The sequence below is a fragment of the Ruegeria sp. AL1 genome, assembly GCF_056540905.1.
The window spans coordinates 14,673-32,766 of the sequence record NZ_JBQFXP010000014.1 but is presented as its reverse complement, the minus strand read 5'-3'; the positions used below and the strand labels follow the sequence as shown (position 1 = coordinate 32,766).

Below are 18,094 nucleotides of genomic sequence, written 5' to 3'. Positions count from 1 at the left end.
GCGGCAAGAACGGCCGTTGTCAAATGGGAGGAAATCGTAATGAAATTCAAGTTCGGCCGTCGCGCCGTAATTGCTGCCGTTGCATCACTGGGTCTCGCGGGCCCGGTTTTTGCGGATGACAAGCAAGTCGTTGACAGTATCCACTTTCTGATCCCCGGCGGTGCCGGTGGTGGTTGGGACGGCACTGCACGCGGAACCGGCGAGGCGCTGACCAAGTCCGGCCTCGTGGGCACGGCCAGCTACGAGAATATGTCTGGTGGTGGCGGTGGCAAGGCCATCGGGTACCTGATCGAGAACTCGGCCAGCAATCACGGCACGCTGATGGTAAACTCGACCCCCATCGTGATCCGCTCGCTGACCGGGGTGTTTCCACAAAGCTTCCGCGATCTGACACTGGTGGCCGGGACAATCGGCGATTACGCGGCTCTGGTTGTGGCTGCGGACAGCGACATTCAGGATGTGAATGGCCTGATCGAGGCCTTTAACGCAGATCCGTCCGGTGTTGCCGTCGGTGGAGGCTCGGTGCCGGGTGGTATGGACCATCTGGTCGCGGCAATGGTGTTCCAGGCCGCGGGAGCTGATCCGGTTGCGATGAAATACGTCCCCTACGATGGTGGCGGCGCAACCATGGCTGGTCTGCTGTCCGGCGAGGTTCAGGCCGTGTCGACCGGGTTCTCGGAAGCGGTCGAACTGGCCAAGGCGGGTGAGGTTCGCGTCATCGGCGTGACAGCCTCGGATCGTGTCGAGGCATATCCGGACGCGCCGACCATGGTCGAACAGGGCAATGACACAACTTTTGTCAACTGGCGTGGGTTCTTTGCGGCACCGGATTTGCCGGCCGATCAGCTTGCAGCCTATCAGGACGCAATTGCCAAGATGTACGACACCCCCGAGTGGGAAGAGGTTCGTTCGCGTAACGGTTGGGTGAACATCCACAACCCCGGCACTGATTTCCAGACCTTCCTCGAAAACCAGGAACAGGTCATCGGTGATCTGATGCGCCAGCTGGGCTTCCTGTAAGCCCGCTCTGAAAGCTCCAAAAAACCACTCATGCGTCCGGGTTTGCCCGGACGCAGCAACGATAAACGAGGGAGGGGACGATGGCGATAGATCGCTGGATTGCGCTTGTCATCCTGCTGCTGTGTCTTGCTTACGGCTATGCGGCCTATTTCACAATGGACGGGCTTTTGCCGCCAATCATGAAGCAGCGGCCGATTTGGCCGTCTACGTTCCCTAAGGTCCTCGCAGCGGGCGGAATTCTGTTGTCTCTGGCCATTTTGCTGGGTCTGGAAAAGACCGAGAAGAAAGAAGACGCTGCAGACATCAACCTGTCCCGGCTGGGAGAGTACAATGTCGGGCAAGCCCTGTCTCTGTTGGGTCTGATGGTGGCTTATGCTCTGTTGCTCAGACCACTGGGTTTTCTGGCGGCAACGTTCTTGTTCCTGACCTGTGGCAGCTTCCTTTTGGGGGAACGCCGCTATGTGCTGATGGCCGTGGTCGCGGCAATCGCTGCAGGCAGCATCTGGTATCTGGTTGATGCCGTGCTGGGCATCTTCCTGAGCCCTTTGCCTTCATTTCTGAACGGAGGTTGAGATGCTTGAAGGACTTATGACAGGCCTGTCTACGGCTTTCACATTCACGAATATCCTGATGGTGATCGGCGGCTGTCTGATCGGGACTTTTATCGGCATGCTGCCGGGTCTTGGCCCGATGTCGATCATCGCCATCATGATCCCCGTCGCCATCACCATCGGCGATCCCTCTGCCGCCCTGATCCTGTTGGCGGGGGTGTATTATGGCGCGGTTTTCGGGGGCTCGACCTCTTCAATCCTGATCAACGCGCCCGGGGTGGCCTCAACCGTGGCAACGAGCTTTGACGGCTATCCCTTGACCCGGCAAGGCAAGGCCGGCAAAGCGCTGACGGTCGCCGCGATCTCAAGCTTTGCGGGTGGCAGTATCGGCGCTGTCCTGTTGATGATATTCGCCCCGGCGCTGGCATCGGTGGCCCTTCTGTTCCATTCGTCCGAGTATTTTGCGCTTATGGTAGTGGGTCTTTCCGCGATCGCCGCCTTTGCCGGAACCGGTCAGGTCAGCAAGGCGCTTTTGATGACCTTTCTGGGCCTGATCATGGCGACCGTCGGTGAAGGTGTCCTGTTCAACGCGCCGCGTTTCACGATGGGGATCATGGACCTGCAATCCGGGTTTGGTTTCATCACTCTGGCGATGGCGATGTTCGCGCTGCCCGAGGCGATCTATCTGGTGCTGGACCCCAACCGTTCCAAAACCGGTGACGGCGAGAATGCAGGCGAGATCAAGGATCTACGGATCACGCGCGAAGAAGCTCGCAAAATCACGCCGGTGATCGGTCGCCAGTCCATCCAAGGGTTCTTTATCGGCGTTTTGCCCGGGGCAGGGGCGACCATTGCCTCATTCCTAGGCTACGCGGTTGAGCGCAACATCGCCTCAAAAGAAGAACAAGAGCAGTTCGGAAAGGGCTCGGTCAAAGGGATCGCGGCACCGGAGAGCGCCAATAACGCGGCCTGCACGGGTTCTTTTGTACCGCTGCTGACGCTCGGCATTCCGGGCTCGGGAACAACCGCGATCCTGCTGGGTGCATTGATCGCGCTGAATGTATCGCCCGGGCCGCGTCTGATGGTGGACGAGCCGCAGATTTTCTGGGCCGTGATCATCTCGATGTATCTGGGCAATCTGGTTTTGCTGATCCTAAACCTGCCGCTCATTCCCTACATCGCCAAAATTCTGGCCGTTCCGCGCAACTTCCTGATCCCGTTCATTTTGTTCTTCACTCTGATGGGGGCCTATATCGGGCAGAACAATTCGACTGAGCTTCTTATTCTGGTCGGGTTCGGGGTCTGCGCCACGATCTTGCGATTTGCGGATTATCCGCTTGCACCATTGCTGATCGGGTTCATCCTGGGCCCACTGCTGGAAAACAACTTCTCACGTGCGATGCAGCTTTACGATGGCATGAGCTTCATCTGGCAGCGCCCCATGACCCTGGGTTTGCTGATCCTCGCGGTCGTTCTGGTGGTTCTTCCGAGCTACCGCCAGCGCCGCGCCAGGGCTCGTGCCGAGGGTGTCGCCGACGGCGATTGATCAGGTTTACCAACCGACTGGCCCCGAGTTGCATCATGCAACTCGGGGCTTGTTTTTTGTGATGAAAAGACGATTTGCCTCGCCGACTGTGAGTTTGACTTGGCCTCGGCGCGACATTTACGTGTCGATGATCATGGGCCCTGCGCGGTTATGTCCGAGACCGTATTGCCCATCGAAACATAGGCACTATCAGTGGAGCTGGTGCCGATTTCAGCATCACTTGAATGGGTTCGCGTATGCCCTGATGTTTGCAATGAGTGATGGCAAAATGTCGTCAATTTTGGCGTCCGGGATGTCACGACAGTTTCTTACAGTGCCTTCATGTATCCCGAACCGTTCTGTTGTCTTGCTCGGCCTGACACCCCATCGTCTAGCTTGATCTTTGAGCCGCGCTTTTGCTCAGATACATCGATTTGCGTGAGAGTGTCGGTGCCAATGACGCGAAGATCGCAATTGACACCATTAGAGCGTGCGACAGAGATGTTCGCAATAACGCCCTTGGTCATATCTGGGTTTGTGTAGTCAAAGCGCCTATGGTTTTCAGACACGAAGGGGACGGATTTGGTTGTCTGGGCACCTCGGACGTCGTGCTTCTGGCTCGCGAAGGGTTCAGTCCTGCGCCGGACGCCGCCATCCACACGTTCTGCCATGCATTGCCCAATCAGCGGTATCAGATGAGCGTCATGTTATCCTCGAGGGACAGCCTGTGTTGGCTGTCCCTTAATACTGGGTAAGTTCGAACGAGATGACCGTGCGTAGGCCGTGATTGAAAGTGTGAGCTTTGGTCTCATGGACTTATTCGAAGCAAAAAATGATGCCAGAATTGCATTTGTGACGGCGTTCAGATGGAGAAGTACGTCCAATTCCTGCTTGCGACCGTTTTGAACGTAGCTTTTAGAATCCCTACAGGTCGGGAATTCGGAACTGCTCTGGGCGCGCGCGATTGGCGATCATTGCTCTCACTGATGCAGAACCGTTGGACGTGGTCGTCCGCCTGAAATCGCCTCGGTCGTTGAGCTAGTGGCAACACATGTCGTGTGTTCCAAGACGCGCATGTTGACTCTAGCGCGACCTATCAGGGGTTTAAGTGTATTCAATGACCCAGCGATGCGGCCCAACTGTTTTGAGCAAAGCCTGTAGCGCGGGTCACGATCTCACTTTGGTCATCTTGGGATCGTATAACGGCTTGAGAGAGGCTGTGGCCTTAACTCGGCGGCCCGCTACTCCGACCTCCCACATTCCGTCCTGAACGCGGGATTGGGTCAGTGGTTGGTCGAGTTCGACGAAGCCTATACCGACGGCTCCACCCAGACTGTGCCCATAGCCGCCGATTTGCAGATGCCCGACCTCTGCGCCGTTCAGATAAAGCATTTCGTTGCCATACAGCAGCGGTTCGGGATCCATCAAAAGGAATTGCAGCATTCTTGTTTTCGGAACACCCCGCGATTTGATTGCGGCCAGCGCGTCACGACCAATGAACCCGCCAGGTTTGTCGATTTTCACAGCGAACCCCAACCCGGCCTCGATAGGGTTGTCGGTGTTGTCCACGTCCAGACCAAAATCCCGATAGGCCTTCTCAAGCCGCAGCGAGTTCAGGGTTTGCATTCCCGCGTCCCGAAGACCCAGATCGCGACCGGCCTCTTTCAACAGGTCATAGACCTGAACGGCCGCGTAGGAGGGAACCTGAAGCTCCCAGCCCAGTTCACCCACGAAGGTGACGCGCAACGCCCGCACAACCCAATATCCGACGTCGATATCCTGCCAGGTCATGAAGGGAAAGGCCGCGTTGGACATATCTGCCGATGTCACCTTCTGCATCAAAAGCCGCGCTTTTGGCCCGTGGATATTGATCTGCGTTATGGCCGCCGTCACGTCGGTGATAACGACTGTTTCACCGGTCTGAATGTGCCGCCTCATGCGCATCTGAGTGTGCCCGTGACTGTTTTCACCAACCACCACCATGAATTGATCCGGGGCCAGACGGGTCACGGTCAGGTCCGCTTCGAATCCGCCTTTGGCGTTGACCCAAGCGGTATAGACCACCCGGCCGGGTTCAACATCGATGTCGTTGCAGGACAAGCGGTCCAACAGGGCAAGCGCATCGGGGCCTTCAACCTGAAATTTGGACATTGTGGACATGTCCATGATGATGACGTCTTCGCGGGCAGCCTTATGTTCCTCGGCATGCCATTCGAACCAGTTCTGGCGGAACCAACTGAACTTTTCGATCTTGGCCTCGCCAGGTGTCGGCGCGAACCAGTCCGGCATTTCCCAGCCGTGCCCTTCCACAAAATACGCCCCACTGGCTGCAAGCCGGTCGTGCAAAACAGACCGTTTCAAGTCGCGCGCGGTGTGGTAGCTTTCGTTGTGAAAATGTTGCCCGAACATCTTTCCCAACAACTCGGGACCACGGTCCCGGCGAAACGCACGGGTTGCTTGATGGCGGGTAAAGCGATTGACATTTATACCGGTCACATCAATCGGCGGATGGCCGTCGACAATCCACTGTGCCAGTACTTTACCCGTGCCAGCACCGTTCAAAATACCCAAAGAATTCATGCCGCAGGCGACGAAACAGTTTCGCAGTTCCGGGGTTTCCCCGACCAGCGGGGCAAGGTCCGGGGTAAAGCTCTCTGGTCCGCAAAACAATTTCCGAACACCGACATTGAGGGCGTCTGGAACGCGGGAATAGGCTTTCTCAAGATGAGGGCCGACCCGGTCCCAATCGGGCTCAATCTCGCCGAAGGCGAAGGTATCGGGAATACCGTCCAGTTTCCATGGTGCGGCCCCAGGCTCGAACAGGCCCAACATTAGTCCGCCCACTTCTTCGCGGTAATAGGTATAGGTTGAGGGATCTTCCAAAACAGGCAGGTCGCGGCTGAGCCCGTCGATATTCTCGGTAATAAGGTAATAATGCTCTGCAGCCTGCAGCGGCAGGTTCAGGCCGGCTTTCGCCCCCAATTGGCGCGACCACATTCCACCGCAGATCACCACATTTTCAGCGGCTATCGACTGCCCATCCGCCGTGCGGACTCCTGTGGCGGTGCCATTGCGGGTCAGAATATCTGATACGGTTACACCCTCGAAAATCTGCGCCCCTCCCATGCGAGCACCTTTTGCCAACGACATGGTCACGTCCACAGGGTTGGCACGTCCGTCTTCGGGGATATAAAATCCGGCCAGTACGTCGCTGAGGTCCCCGATGGGAAACAGATCAGCCGCTTCTTTGGGCGAAACCTCGTAGATATTGATACCGTGGCGTCGCATGAAAGGGGCCAGCCTGCGCATCTCGTGTACGCGTTCCTGATTGCTGGCGACCTGCAAATAGCCAACGTTGCGGAATCCCGTTGGGACGCCCGTTTCGGCCTCGAGCCTGGCATACAGATCGCGCCCATGCGTGTAGATTTCGCACTCTGCCTCGGACGGTAGCAGACCGGCAACGATCAGGCCCGCCGCGTGCCAGGTTGTGCCGGATGTCAGCTGGTTCCGTTCCAGAACAATAACGTCCGACATGCCCAGTTTTGTTAAGTGATACGCGGTGTTGCAACCAATGGAGCCGCCGCCGATGATGACTGTCTGAGCATGTTGGGGAAGGGGCTTGTTCATCGGGTTCTCCTGGCGTTAAGCGAATCGAGATTTGATCAAATCCTACATTTGACGAGGGTCAAAAATCAAATTATTGATTGAACAAACATTCAATAGAGAAAGAAAATGACCCCGGACGAGCGCCCTCGAAAAAAGCGAACTGCACCGCCAGAGGTGCGCCGCAAGCAGTTGATCGATGCAACGATCAACTGCATTGCCCGCAAAGGGATATCCGGGACAACTTTGACAGCCATTGCAACTGAAGCCGGGCTGTCGCTTGGGTTGGCCAATTTTCACTTCAAAAGCAAGGAAGCGTTGTTGTCCGAAACGCTTAAGCACCTCGCTGCGGAACATCGCGAAATGTGGATGGAGGGGGCACGGCGCAATGATCTTTCGGATATCGACAAGCTCTCTTTGATCGTCGCCGCGCAGTTTCACCCGCGTATATGTACCCGAAAGAAGTTGGCGGTTTGGTTTGCTTTCTTTGGCGAAGCAGGGCATCGCATGACCTACCGGGCGATCACTTCGCGGATCGACATGGAACGGCAGGACATTTGCACGTTCCTGATTGGCAACATCATTGCTGAAGGTAAAGCCACCACAGCGGATGCCGAACAGGTCGCACTCACGCTTGAGGGCATGTTTGACGGGCTTTGGCTGAACATGCTGATGTATCCAGCCAGGTTCACGCGCGACAAATCAAAAAGGCAGGTGCTGACTTATCTGGCAATGGTGCTTGGCATTGAGCTTGAGGCTCAGACCAAAACAGTAAGCTAATTGCGCTAAAGCGGGAATTGCCCCGGTTATGCACGAGGCACAAGTTGAAACTTAATACCTAAGATTTTGCGTATTTGGGTGCCGTCAGTCCGATCATGAAACTGTGCTTTTGGCCTGGTTGGCCGGACCAGCAGTCTGGTCCGGTCGCCGCTGGTTCAGGTCGTTGTCCTGTTGGCAATTTCTCGAAGCTGGAACTTCTGAATTTTACCGGTGGAGGTTTTGGGCAACTCGGCGAAAACGACTGCCTTTGGTGTTTTGAAACCAGCCAGATGGTCGCGGCAAAAGGCAATGAGTTCCTCTTCCCGGGCTTCGTGCCCGGGTCGCAATTCAACGAAGGCACAAGGCACTTCGCCCCATTTGGAATCGGGCTTTGCGACTACAGCGGCAGCTTGCACCGCGGGGTGGCGGTACAAGACAGCTTCGACCTCAACGGATGAGATATTTTCGCCTCCTGAAATGATCACGTCCTTCAAGCGGTCCTTGATCTGAATATAACCGTTCGGCTTCATGACCGCCGCGTCGCCGGACCAGAACCAACCATCCTTGAAGGCTCGGCTGGTGGCTTCAGGGTCCTTGTAGTAACCTTTCATTACTGTATTGCCGCGAATGACGATTTCTCCTTGCGTTTCTCCGTCCCGCGCAATTTCTTTTCCCGTTGCCTCGTCGACGACGGTCACGGCCTCGACAACCGGAAGCGCGATGCCCTGATGGGCCTGCAACAGGGCTTGTTCCGCCGGGTCCTTGTCCTCCCATTCAGCTTGCCACAGACACTGCGAAATATGCCCGTAGGTTTCGGTCAGTCCGTACACATGCATGACGTCGAGCCCCATTGCTCTGGTCTTTTCCAGAATCGAGGGCGGCGGTGGTGCGCCCGCTGTCAGAACGTTGATCGGTGGATCAAAGGGCACGTCGCCCGCATCCTCGCTTTCAGCCATCATCTGGAGGATGATTGGCGCTGCCCCCAGATGTGTGACACCGTGCGTGCGGATCGCGTTCAACAACCGATCTGCGGCGGGAATGCGCGTAAAGACGGATGTTGCCCCGAGGATCGCCATGACCCAGGGATGACCCCAGCCGTTGCAATGAAACATCGGAACCACGGACAGATAGACCGGATAATGCGGCATCTGCCAGGCTGCAACGGTGCCCATCGCGATCAGATATGCGCCGCGATGATGGTAAACCACACCCTTCGGCCGTCCAGATGTCCCCGAGGTATAGTTCAAGGCAATTGCGTCCCACTCATCTTCGGGTAAATCACTGAGCGTTGGATCAAGCGCGGCCGCTGCCAAATCCTCATAGTCGCGGCCCCCAAGCGTTTCGGTCGATCCGATATTGGGGTCGGTGATTTCAATGACCGGGATCTTACTTCCCATCCGTTCGAACACTTGTGAAAGAAGTGGAACAAATTCGCGGTCGACAATCACCAGTTGGCTGTCGGCATGATCCAGAATATAGGCGACTGTTTCCGCTTCGAGACGGACGTTGATGGTGTTCAGAACCCCGCCGGATAAGGGAACGGCAAAGTGCAGCTCGAACAGCTCGGGAATGTTGGGGCACAACACAGAGACCGTGTCGCCTTTTTTGATCCCCATTGCGCGCAATCCGCTGGCGATCGCATAGGAGCGGTCCACGATGTCAGACCAGATGCGGCGCACATCCTCATAGATGACAGCCACGCGATCTGCGTGCAGATCGCGCGCACGCGCCAGAAATGACAAGGGTGAAAGTGGAACGAAATTGGCCGCGTTTGGCCCCAACGCATCAAAATTCTGCAACAAGACCTGTCCTCCCGAAAAGACGCATTCAGGACAGGTTACAGCCAGTCGCCTGCACATTGCACGACTAAAACCTAGCTTGTGCCCAAAGAAATACTGGCGCGCGGCGCCGCTGCCCCAATTGATTGTCGACGATACTCGCAAGCCGGCATCTGCGGTGCCGGAACACCGCGGGTTTTTCGGGGTTCAACCCATATTTCGTTTTATCCCATTGCCTCGGGAAGTAAGCCTGTCGGCAGATTCTGGTAACAAACCGGACGCAGGAAACGTCGAATGGACAAGGTACCAACCGATGTAGCCCCGAAGTTGGTAGATGCGGGGTAGGGGCCGCCGTGAACCATGCTGTCGCAAACCTCAACGCCAGTGGGGAAACCGTTGGCCAGCAAACGGCCCGCTTTCCGCTCCAGTACAGGCATCAGTTTTTTCGCAATCGCGGCGTCGGTATCGTCCATGTGCAGGGTGCAGGTCAGTTGACCTTCGATGGACCGGGCCACCTCAAGCATCTGATCGGCGTCTCGCACACGAACAATGATCCCAACGGGTCCAAAGACTTCTGCATGAAGATTGGAGTCCGACAACCAGTCGTCGCCCGAAACGACAAAAAGGTTGGGGGCGGCACAGCGTGGAGCGCTGTCCATCCGAACCACTTGCGCAACGCCTGATGCGGAAGCTATTCGGGCCACACCTGCCTGATACGCCGCAGCGATCCCTTCGGTCAACATGGTTTGTTCGGCCATGTCCTCAAGAGCCGTCCGAGCGCCGGATTGGAGTGCCTCGGCACCATCTCCGTCAAGTATGATTGCAACTCCGGGGTTGGTGCAGAACTGGCCTGCTCCCATGGCCAACGATCCAGCCCAACCAGAGCCTATGTCAGCACCGCGGGTCCGGGCGGCCTCGGGCAGAACAAACATCGGATTAACTGAGCCGAGTTCGCCAAAGAACGGTATGGGTTCCGGGCGTTGAGCACAAAGATCGAACAGCGCACGCCCGGCGCGCAGTGATCCCGTGAACCCGACAGCCCGGATCAGCGGATGTTGAGCCAAAGCGGTTCCCACCTCGATCCCGTCGCTTTGAACCAACGAGAAAACGCCAGGATGAAGCCCGGTTGCTTTCACCGCAGCCTCAATCGCTTGTGCCACTATCTCTCCGGTGCCCGGATGGGCGGGGTGGCCTTTGACGACGACCGGACAACCCGCAGCCAGTGCCGCAGCGGTGTCGCCACCCGCAACCGAGAAAGCCAGTGGAAAGTTCGATGCGCCAAAGACCGCAACCGGGCCAATCGGGCGCTGGATCATCCGCAGGTCCGGGCGGGGCAGGGGTGCGCGATCCGGCATTGCTGGGTCGCGACGAAGGTCCAGATAATCCCCCTGCTCGATATGATCCGCAAAGAGGCGAAGCTGCCCGACGGTTCGACCGCGCTCTCCTTGTAGACGTGCCTCGGGCAGTCCGGTCTCCTGGCAACCGATCTCGGTGATGATGTCCCCGCGTGCGTCAATTTCATCGGCAATTTTGTGCAGGAACGCGGCACGATCCGCCCGAGAGGACCACCCGTATGACACAAACGCCTCTTCTGCGGCTCTGACGGCGGCATCGACATGCGCAGCAGTTCCTGTCGAGAATTCGTGACTTGGTCCATGGGCGGGTTGGGACGCAAACTTGGTGTCTGTATCTACCCATTCTCCCGCGATCAGGTGTTTTCCGGTCAACATATACAGGTCTTTCTTAAATCAGGCCGCGAGCGGCCAGGTTTCGCATCAGGTGGGAGGCCCCAAATTGCCACTCGGGGCATTCGGTCGACAGGCGTACCGTGTTTGTCAGTGCGCCCAGTTTGTCATTGGTTATCGTGACGATGTCGCCAAGCTTGTGCGTGAATCCGCTGCCCGGCGTGTCGCGATCTTGTGTCGGTGCAAACAGTGTTCCGAGAAACAGCAGGAATCCGTCAGGGTATTGATGGTGCCGACCAATGGTCTGGTTGACGAGATCGACGGGATCGCGGCTGATCTGAGACATGGATGAATGCCCGTTCAGCACAAAACCATCTGACCCCGTTACAGTCAAAGTCAACTCGGCAGATCGGACATCGTCGAGCGTAAACGTGTCGTCGAACAGCCGGATCATCGGGCCAATCGCACAGGATGCGTTGTTGTCCTTGGCTTTGCTCAGCAACAAGGCCGATCGCCCTTCGACATCGCGCAGATTCACGTCATTGCCCAGCGTTGCGCCTTTGATTTCGCCCCTGGACGTGACCACCAGCACGACTTCGGGCTCGGGATTATTCCAGGTCGAGATCGGGTGCAGTCCGATCAGGGCACCATGGCCGACGGAAGACAAAACCTGCGCTTTCGAGAAGACCTCAGCGTCCGGGCCTATTCCAACTTCCAGATAAGGGCTCCACAGCCCCTCCGATATCAACGCATCCTTGACCGCTGCGGCCTCTGGTGAGCCCGGAACGATGTTCGACAGGCTGTCTCCTATGCGCGCGCCTATTCTGGCACGGATTTCCTCGGCCTTGGCCGGATCGCCTGCCGCCTGTTCTTCGATCACGCGCTCGACCATGGAGCGGGCAAAGGTCACACCGCAGGCTTTGACCGCCTGAAGATCGCAGGGCGCCAGCCATTGGTGGTCTGCGTCCGTCGGTCCGAGTGAGACCCCTTTTGCATTGCGGACATATTCCGCAGCGTCTTCCCTTTCCAGAATGTCCCGGACGGTTGGGGCTGTCTTGGATGTTATATCTATGATCTGGCTGTCGCGCAGTGTTACCACGCAGGGGCCAATATCCGCGCGTTCGATGCGGCCCAGCCACAATCCGCCGGGCTCCAGATTCAGTGAAGTCATTTCAGTCTCTCAGGTTGTATGCTTTTGCAGCGTTTCCGCCCAGCACTGCGCGGCGCTCGCTGTCCGACAGGGCGCGCAGCAGCGTATCCGTTGTGTCGACCCAGCGATCATAGCTGCTGGCCAATGTACAGACCGGCCAGTCACTGCCCCAGATCAGTCGGGACGGCCCGAATGTGTCCAGCAGATGCTGAACATAGGGTGTCAGATCCTCGGTTTTCCAGTCTGACGCCGCCTCGGTTACCAGGCCGGACAGTTTGCACCATGCAGTCGTGTCTCGGGCCAATGCCGCCATGTCGTCTGCCCAGCCGTCCATTACGGCGTCCTTGATCAAAGGTTTGGACCCGTGATCTATAACAACTGTCATCTCGGGGTGCCGCGCCAATAGCTTTCGCAATGGGGCAAGGTGCTGGGGCAAGGTCAACGCGTCAAAGGTCAGGTTATGGTGCTGAACGGCCTCAAACGCGGGTGTCAGCGCGTCATTTGTCATCCAGTTCGGATCGGCGATGTCCTGTATCATCGGTCGCAGCCCTACAAAAGCGGGATGCGCCGCAAAACCCGCGATCTGCGCCGGAGCGTCTGCGGCTTCGAAATCGACCCAACCGACGACGCCTTTGATGAAGTGTGTTTGGTCTGCGAGCGACAGCATGAATTCGGTTTCCGCCCGCGTCGGGGCGGCCTGAACAAGCACAGTCCCTTCGATCCCGGCTTTCGCCAGAAGAGGGCTTAGGTCGTCCGGCAGGAAATCCCTGTAAAGAGGTGTCAGCTCTGGTGTCAGCCAGCCATAATCGCCGCGGGACAAGGCCCAGAAATGCTGATGCGCATCCAGTCTCATTCCACAACACCTTTTTTGAGGATGATATTGCCATAGAGTCTGCGCTCGCCTGTCTGGACAATTGCAAAAGCCGTAGAGGCGCGGTCATAGAATGCGAACCGCTCCAAACTCTGAATCTGTACCGGGTTGTCGGCCATTTCATGGATGATGCGCTGAAAATCGGTTACGGCATCCGGCGTGGCGTCAGGGTCGCCGACGACCTGCATGGTCAGGGCCGGGTCCGGGACAAATCGGTCCAGAGGCATGACGCTCAGCACGGCGTGCAAGACATCGCTGGCTGTCGAGCCATCCGCCCGAATGCACGTTGGACTTGTGCTGGAGCCCGGATAATTGGCATCCGCGATCACGATCTCATCGCCATGGCCCATAGCCCGTAAGGTGAAAAGCAATTCCGGCGACAGAATGGGATCAATGTTACGCAACATGAGCGGCCTCCGACGGTAAAGGGGCGTCCGCGCGGATCAGGCCTTCGCTGCGCAGGTCGGACCACAGGTCAGCGGGAATCTCGTGGTTCAGCAAGGCCACGTTCGCCTGAACCTCGGCAGCGTTCACGGCACCGGGTATCACTGTCTTGACGCTGGGGTGGCCCAGAACGAATTGCAGGGCAGCGGCGATCAGGGGCGTGTTATGTGAGGCGCAAACGGTCTCGATCTTGCGAACGCGATCAAGGATCTGCTCCGACGCGTCGGCGTAGTTGTATTTGGCACCGGGTACGGCCCCTGTGGCAAGGATGCCGGAATTGTAAGGCCCGCCCAGAATAATGCCGACATCGCGCTTTTCGCAAAGCGGCAAAAAACTGTCCAATGCCTCCTGTTCCAGCAAAGTATAGCGCCCGGCCAGAAGGAAGCCGTCAAAGTCACCCAACCCCAGAAGTTTTTCGCAAACCTGCCATTCATTCACACCCGCACCGATGGCCGCGATTTCCCCTGCGTCGCGCAACTCGACCAATGCCCTGTACCCGCCTCCGTCAAACAGTTCGCGGACCTTGGCGTCCGACATCTCTTGACTGCCCTGACTGAAGACACACACATCGTGGACCAGCAGAATATCTGCGTTCGCCACTCCGATGCGGTCCCGGCTGGCTTCATATGATCGCATGACACCGTCATAGGTATAGTCGAACACAATGCGCTTTTGCGGGACGTCCACAAAGGATTCCGGCGTCACCTCATGGGGTTCACAGTCCAACAGCAACCGCCCGATCTTGGTACTTAGCTGAATGTTCTCGCGCCCAAAGCGCCGGATTGCATCGCCAAAGCGGGTCTCGGACCGGCCCAGACCATATTGGGGCGCGGTGTCAAAAAAACGGATGCCTGCATCATAGGCGGTCTGTAACGCCGCCTGTGCGTCTTCTTCCGAGACCTTTCGATACAGATTCCCCAGCCCTGCACCGCCAAATCCCATACGGGTCAGGGGAACCGGGCGCATTGTGCGGTTGTTCAGAAGTTCGGTGCTTAAAACAGTCATCCTGCCTCTCGGGTCGGTTGCGTGGATTGGGTGAAAAGATGGGGTTGATCCTGTTGCAACAGCTCGATCCGTGGCAACAACTGACCAAGATGCCGCCGCATCGCCGCCTGCGCGGCGTGCTCGTCACGGTTCTGAATGGCTATGTGAATTGCGCGATGCTCGCCCAGCGTTTCGATGACGCGTCCGGGCGTGGGCAACAGCAACAGCCGGGCGCGGCTGACCTGCAACGACACGGTTTTCGCGACATCCGCCAGACGGGCAAAACCCGTAAACTCCATGAGCAGTGCATGAAATTCTTCATCCGCTTCATAAAGGCCCCGGACGTCTTGGTCTTCGACCAAAAGAGATTGAAGACGCATGTTGCGATTCAGTTTGACGTTCTGGTCTTCCGTAAGATCGCGGGTTACCTTGGCTACGGTTGCCAATTCCAGCGCCTCGCGCAGGAACATGCCTTCACGAATTTCGGCCATCGACAGAAAAGACACGCGCGTTCCGGACTGCGGTACAACATCCACCAGACCTTCCGAGGCCAGCCGGGCAATCGCTTCGGCTACAGGCGCGCGCGACACGCCGAGACGCCCACATATCGGGGCTTTCCTCAGGATTTCTCCGGGTGCAAAGTCCAGGGATAAAATGGCTTGCTTAATTGCTTTATAGACCCTTTGACCAAGCGATCCTGAACCGGAAGAGATGTCTCTGAGGAGAAGCGCGTTGATGTCCTGGGGTTTGCTCATAAGCTGCCGGTTACCATACTAACATGTTAGTTGACAAGTGGTGAGGGGCGGTTTAGCACTGCTGCCAATTTAGCGGGAATGAGATGCAAACAGATCAGGGAACTAGGGCCGCAGAGATGCCGACCCGGGATGTTGTTCGATTGAACCCGGACGACAATGTTGTCATTGCGCTGCGTGATTTGTCGGCAGGGGAAAAACCATCCGGTGTGCCCGAGCGTTTACAAAGCGCAATCTCGCGCGGACACAAAATCGCCGTTGCCCCGATCGCGGCGGGTCAGAATGTTATCCGATATGGCCAGATCATAGGGCAGGCAAAATCCGATATCGCGCCGAGCGAGCATGTTCACGTCCATAATCTGGGCATGGGAGCGCATCAGCAGGACTATGCCCACGCAAGCGCAAACAAACCACTGCCCGAAATTGCCCAACAACGAACCTTTCAGGGATTTCACCGGGCCGACGGGAAGGTCGGAACCCGCAACTACGTTGGCATTCTGACAACTGTCAATTGTTCGGGTTCTGTCGCGCGTTTTATTTCTGAGGCCGCCGAAAAGAGCGGTTTGCTGGATGACTTCCCCAATGTCGACGGCGTTGTGCCAATAGTGCACGGTACAGGCTGCGGGATGTCGGGCAAGGACGAAGGCTATGCCACATTGTTCCGGACTTTGGCGGGCTACGCCCAGCATCCGAACTTTGCTGGAATTTTGCTTATTGGTCTTGGCTGTGAGGTGATGCAGGTTGCCGATCTTGTGGGAGGGCGTCCCATTCGTTCAGACGGGGTGCTGCGCTACATGACCATTCAGAATGAAGGCGGTACGCGCAAAACCATCGAGCGTGGTCTGGCTGAAATTCGCGGGATCGCCGAGTTGGCGAATGCCGTGAAACGAGAGCCCGCACCGATCAGCGAAATCACGGTTGGCATGCAATGCGGCGGCTCGGACGGGTATTCCGGCATCACCGCGAATCCGGCTTTGGGCTATGCCTCGGATTTGCTGGTGCGTCATGGCGGCACGACGATCCTGTCCGAAACCTCCGAGGTTTATGGTGCGGAACATTTGCTGACCCGCAGGGCGGAAACCGTTGATGTGGGCAAAAAACTCATCGACCGTATCCACTGGTGGGAAAACTATACCGAACGCAATGGCGGCGAGATGGACAACAACCCGAGCCCGGGCAATAAACGTGGCGGGTTAACGACCATTCTCGAGAAATCGCTGGGTGCGGTTGCCAAGGGTGGAACTGCTCCGATGCGCGACGTTTATAAATTTGGCGAGATCGTCGACAAGAAAGGCTTTGTCTTTATGGACAGTCCGGGGTTTGACCCATGCTCGGTGACGGGACAGGTGGCTTCGGGATCGAACCTGATTGTATTCACCACCGGGCGCGGGTCCGTTTCCGGTTATCAGCCGACGCCTTGCATAAAGCTAGCGACAAATTCCGAGATGTATGCGCGCATGGCCGACGACATGGACCTGAATTGCGGCGACATTGTCACTGACGGGATCAGTATCGAAGCCAAGGGCGAGGAATTGTTCGAGATACTGATCCGCGTGGCCTCGGGCGAGAAAACCAAAAGCGAAGCGCTTGGCTTTGGCGGGGTTGAATTTGTTCCCTGGCAAATCGGCGCGGTTATGTAATCGTACACCTTAGGTCCTACTGCAGCGGCGGAATTTGGCCATAGTTACCTTATATACTGGATGCGTGGCGCGCTGGTGCAGGCAGAGTGGCGTTGAAGGAGTTTTGTCCGCCCACCCAGGATAAGATTGTCTCAACAGGCCACACGCCCCCTCTCGACATGGCTGGTTTGCGTGTCAAAGATGGCGCCACACGGATTGTATTGGCCGTGGTTGATCGGGTGAACAGGAGATTAGCATTTTGCAGGATCACGGGTATAAGGCCGGGCGGCTGAATCTGCCCTTTGTTGGCATTTCCACCTTCGCCAAATCTCCATACCTTGCAGATTGGGACAGTATTGATGCCGATATCGCCGTTCTCGGCGCACCGTTTGATTTCGGCACCCAGTGGCGACCAGGTGCGCGGTTCGGACCGCGGGCGGTACGCGAGGCCTCGACCCTGTTCAGTTTTGGCCATGCCGGAGCCTATGATCACGAGGATGACACGACCTATCTGCATGGTTCGGTGCGGATGATCGATCTGGGTGATGCTGATATCATCCACACCAAGACCGAAGAGAGCCATGCCAACATTGCGTATGGTGTAGGTAAAATCCTGCAAGCGGGGGCACTGCCCGTGACCATTGGTGGAGATCATTCGATCAACATCCCCTGCATCAACGCCTTTGCCGAGGATTGTGCGCAGAACGGGCCGATCCATGTGGTGCAAATAGATGCGCATCTGGATTTCGTCGATGAGCGCCACGGCGTGACTGCCGGGCATGGCAACCCGATGAGACGGGCGATCGAGAAAGATTATGTCTCGGGCATGACGCAGCTGGGTATTCGAAATGTCTCATCGACTGCGAAAGAAGGGTACGAAGATGCCCGCCGGCGCGGGTCGGATATCCTGTCGGTGCGGCAGGTGCGCACGCTGGGGACCGAAGGGGTACTGGCGCGTATCCCGCAAGGTGCGCGGTATTATGTGACGATAGATATCGACGCGTTTTGTCCGTCGATAGCAGCGGGCACTGGAACGCCCAGCCATGGCGGGTTTCTCTACTACGACGTGCTTGAGATCCTACAGGGCTTGGCCAAACGCGGGGACGTTGTGGGTATCGATCTGGTCGAAGTGGCCCCGGCCTATGACCCGACCGAAAGCACCCAGATTCTGGCGGCGCAGCTGTTGCTGAACTTTCTGGGGTTCATCTTTCACGAACGCGCCAAACGATAAAGGCGGGCTGTCGCAACGGCCTTTCGCAATTCGTGATGCAGCTTGGGCGATTTTTTTTTTGTTGATAGATGTCCGCAACGCGGGACCAAGCGACGATTGCTCGACGTGACTGGACACCGGAG

General features: G+C 57.2%; 14 protein-coding genes. 6 read left to right on the top strand and 8 right to left on the bottom strand.

Annotated elements, in window-relative coordinates:
- Positions 1-39: 39 nt before the first annotated feature.
- From ACRZ9X_RS19855 to ACRZ9X_RS19845, 3 genes are all read left to right on the top strand, one after another.
- Positions 40-1,020 (top strand): Bug family tripartite tricarboxylate transporter substrate binding protein, encoded by a 981-nt coding sequence (locus tag ACRZ9X_RS19855; protein ID WP_480521808.1) that lies wholly within the window; start codon positions 40-42, stop codon positions 1,018-1,020.
- Positions 1,021-1,100: 80 nt separating this feature from the next.
- The gene (locus ACRZ9X_RS19850; protein WP_480521807.1) at positions 1,101-1,592 is read left to right on the top strand and encodes a tripartite tricarboxylate transporter TctB family protein; all 492 of its coding nucleotides are present in this window, start codon (positions 1,101-1,103) and stop codon (positions 1,590-1,592) included.
- Between the two features lies 1 nt (position 1,593).
- Positions 1,594-3,117, top strand: coding sequence for a tripartite tricarboxylate transporter permease (locus ACRZ9X_RS19845; RefSeq protein ID WP_480521806.1), 1,524 nt, complete (start codon positions 1,594-1,596; stop codon positions 3,115-3,117).
- Positions 3,118-4,263: 1,146 nt separating this feature from the next.
- On the opposite strand, the gene ACRZ9X_RS19840 is transcribed toward ACRZ9X_RS19845, so the two are convergent.
- Positions 4,264-6,723 carry a GcvT family protein gene (locus ACRZ9X_RS19840; protein WP_480521805.1) on the bottom strand — a complete coding sequence of 820 codons (2,460 nt, stop codon included), beginning with the start codon at positions 6,721-6,723 and terminating at the stop codon, positions 4,264-4,266.
- A 105-nt stretch (positions 6,724-6,828) separates the two neighbouring features.
- On the opposite strand from ACRZ9X_RS19840, the gene ACRZ9X_RS19835 reads away from it, so the two are divergent.
- A complete protein-coding gene (locus ACRZ9X_RS19835; RefSeq protein ID WP_480521804.1) occupies positions 6,829-7,479 on the top strand; it encodes a TetR family transcriptional regulator C-terminal domain-containing protein in 651 nt (216 codons plus the stop codon).
- Positions 7,480-7,634: 155 nt separating this feature from the next.
- Here ACRZ9X_RS19835 and ACRZ9X_RS19830 read toward each other — a convergent pair whose 3' ends face one another.
- The 7 genes from ACRZ9X_RS19830 to ACRZ9X_RS19800 form a co-directional block, all read right to left on the bottom strand.
- Complete coding sequence (locus tag ACRZ9X_RS19830; protein ID WP_480521803.1) at positions 7,635-9,317, bottom strand: AMP-binding protein; 1,683 nt, start codon at positions 9,315-9,317, stop codon at positions 7,635-7,637.
- Positions 9,318-9,460: 143 nt separating this feature from the next.
- Entirely contained in the window at positions 9,461-10,966 is a 1,506-nt protein-coding gene (locus tag ACRZ9X_RS19825) for an aldehyde dehydrogenase (NADP(+)) (protein ID WP_480521802.1), read from the bottom strand.
- A 13-nt stretch (positions 10,967-10,979) separates the two neighbouring features.
- Complete coding sequence (locus tag ACRZ9X_RS19820) at positions 10,980-12,092, bottom strand: fumarylacetoacetate hydrolase family protein (protein WP_480521801.1); 1,113 nt, start codon at positions 12,090-12,092, stop codon at positions 10,980-10,982.
- Between the two features lies 1 nt (position 12,093).
- Complete coding sequence (locus ACRZ9X_RS19815) at positions 12,094-12,924, bottom strand: amidohydrolase family protein (protein WP_480521800.1); 831 nt, start codon at positions 12,922-12,924, stop codon at positions 12,094-12,096.
- The gene (locus ACRZ9X_RS19810; RefSeq protein WP_480521799.1) at positions 12,921-13,349 is read right to left on the bottom strand and encodes an RbsD/FucU family protein; all 429 of its coding nucleotides are present in this window, start codon (positions 13,347-13,349) and stop codon (positions 12,921-12,923) included. Before ACRZ9X_RS19810 ends, ACRZ9X_RS19815 begins: the two co-directional genes overlap by 4 nt.
- Positions 13,339-14,391 carry an aldo/keto reductase gene (locus ACRZ9X_RS19805; protein WP_480521798.1) on the bottom strand — a complete coding sequence of 351 codons (1,053 nt, stop codon included), beginning with the start codon at positions 14,389-14,391 and terminating at the stop codon, positions 13,339-13,341. Before ACRZ9X_RS19805 ends, ACRZ9X_RS19810 begins: the two co-directional genes overlap by 11 nt.
- The gene (locus ACRZ9X_RS19800; RefSeq protein WP_480521797.1) at positions 14,388-15,125 is read right to left on the bottom strand and encodes a GntR family transcriptional regulator; all 738 of its coding nucleotides are present in this window, start codon (positions 15,123-15,125) and stop codon (positions 14,388-14,390) included. Before ACRZ9X_RS19800 ends, ACRZ9X_RS19805 begins: the two co-directional genes overlap by 4 nt.
- Before the next feature lie 116 nt (positions 15,126-15,241).
- Between ACRZ9X_RS19800 and ACRZ9X_RS19795 the strand changes: the two genes are divergently transcribed.
- Both ACRZ9X_RS19795 and speB read left to right on the top strand, forming a co-directional pair.
- Positions 15,242-16,762, top strand: a complete 1,521-nt coding sequence (locus ACRZ9X_RS19795; RefSeq protein WP_480521796.1) for a UxaA family hydrolase — start codon at positions 15,242-15,244, stop codon at positions 16,760-16,762.
- Positions 16,763-17,000: 238 nt separating this feature from the next.
- Positions 17,001-17,972 (top strand): agmatinase, encoded by a 972-nt coding sequence (speB, locus tag ACRZ9X_RS19790; protein WP_480521795.1) that lies wholly within the window; start codon positions 17,001-17,003, stop codon positions 17,970-17,972.
- Positions 17,973-18,094 lie beyond the last annotated feature (122 nt).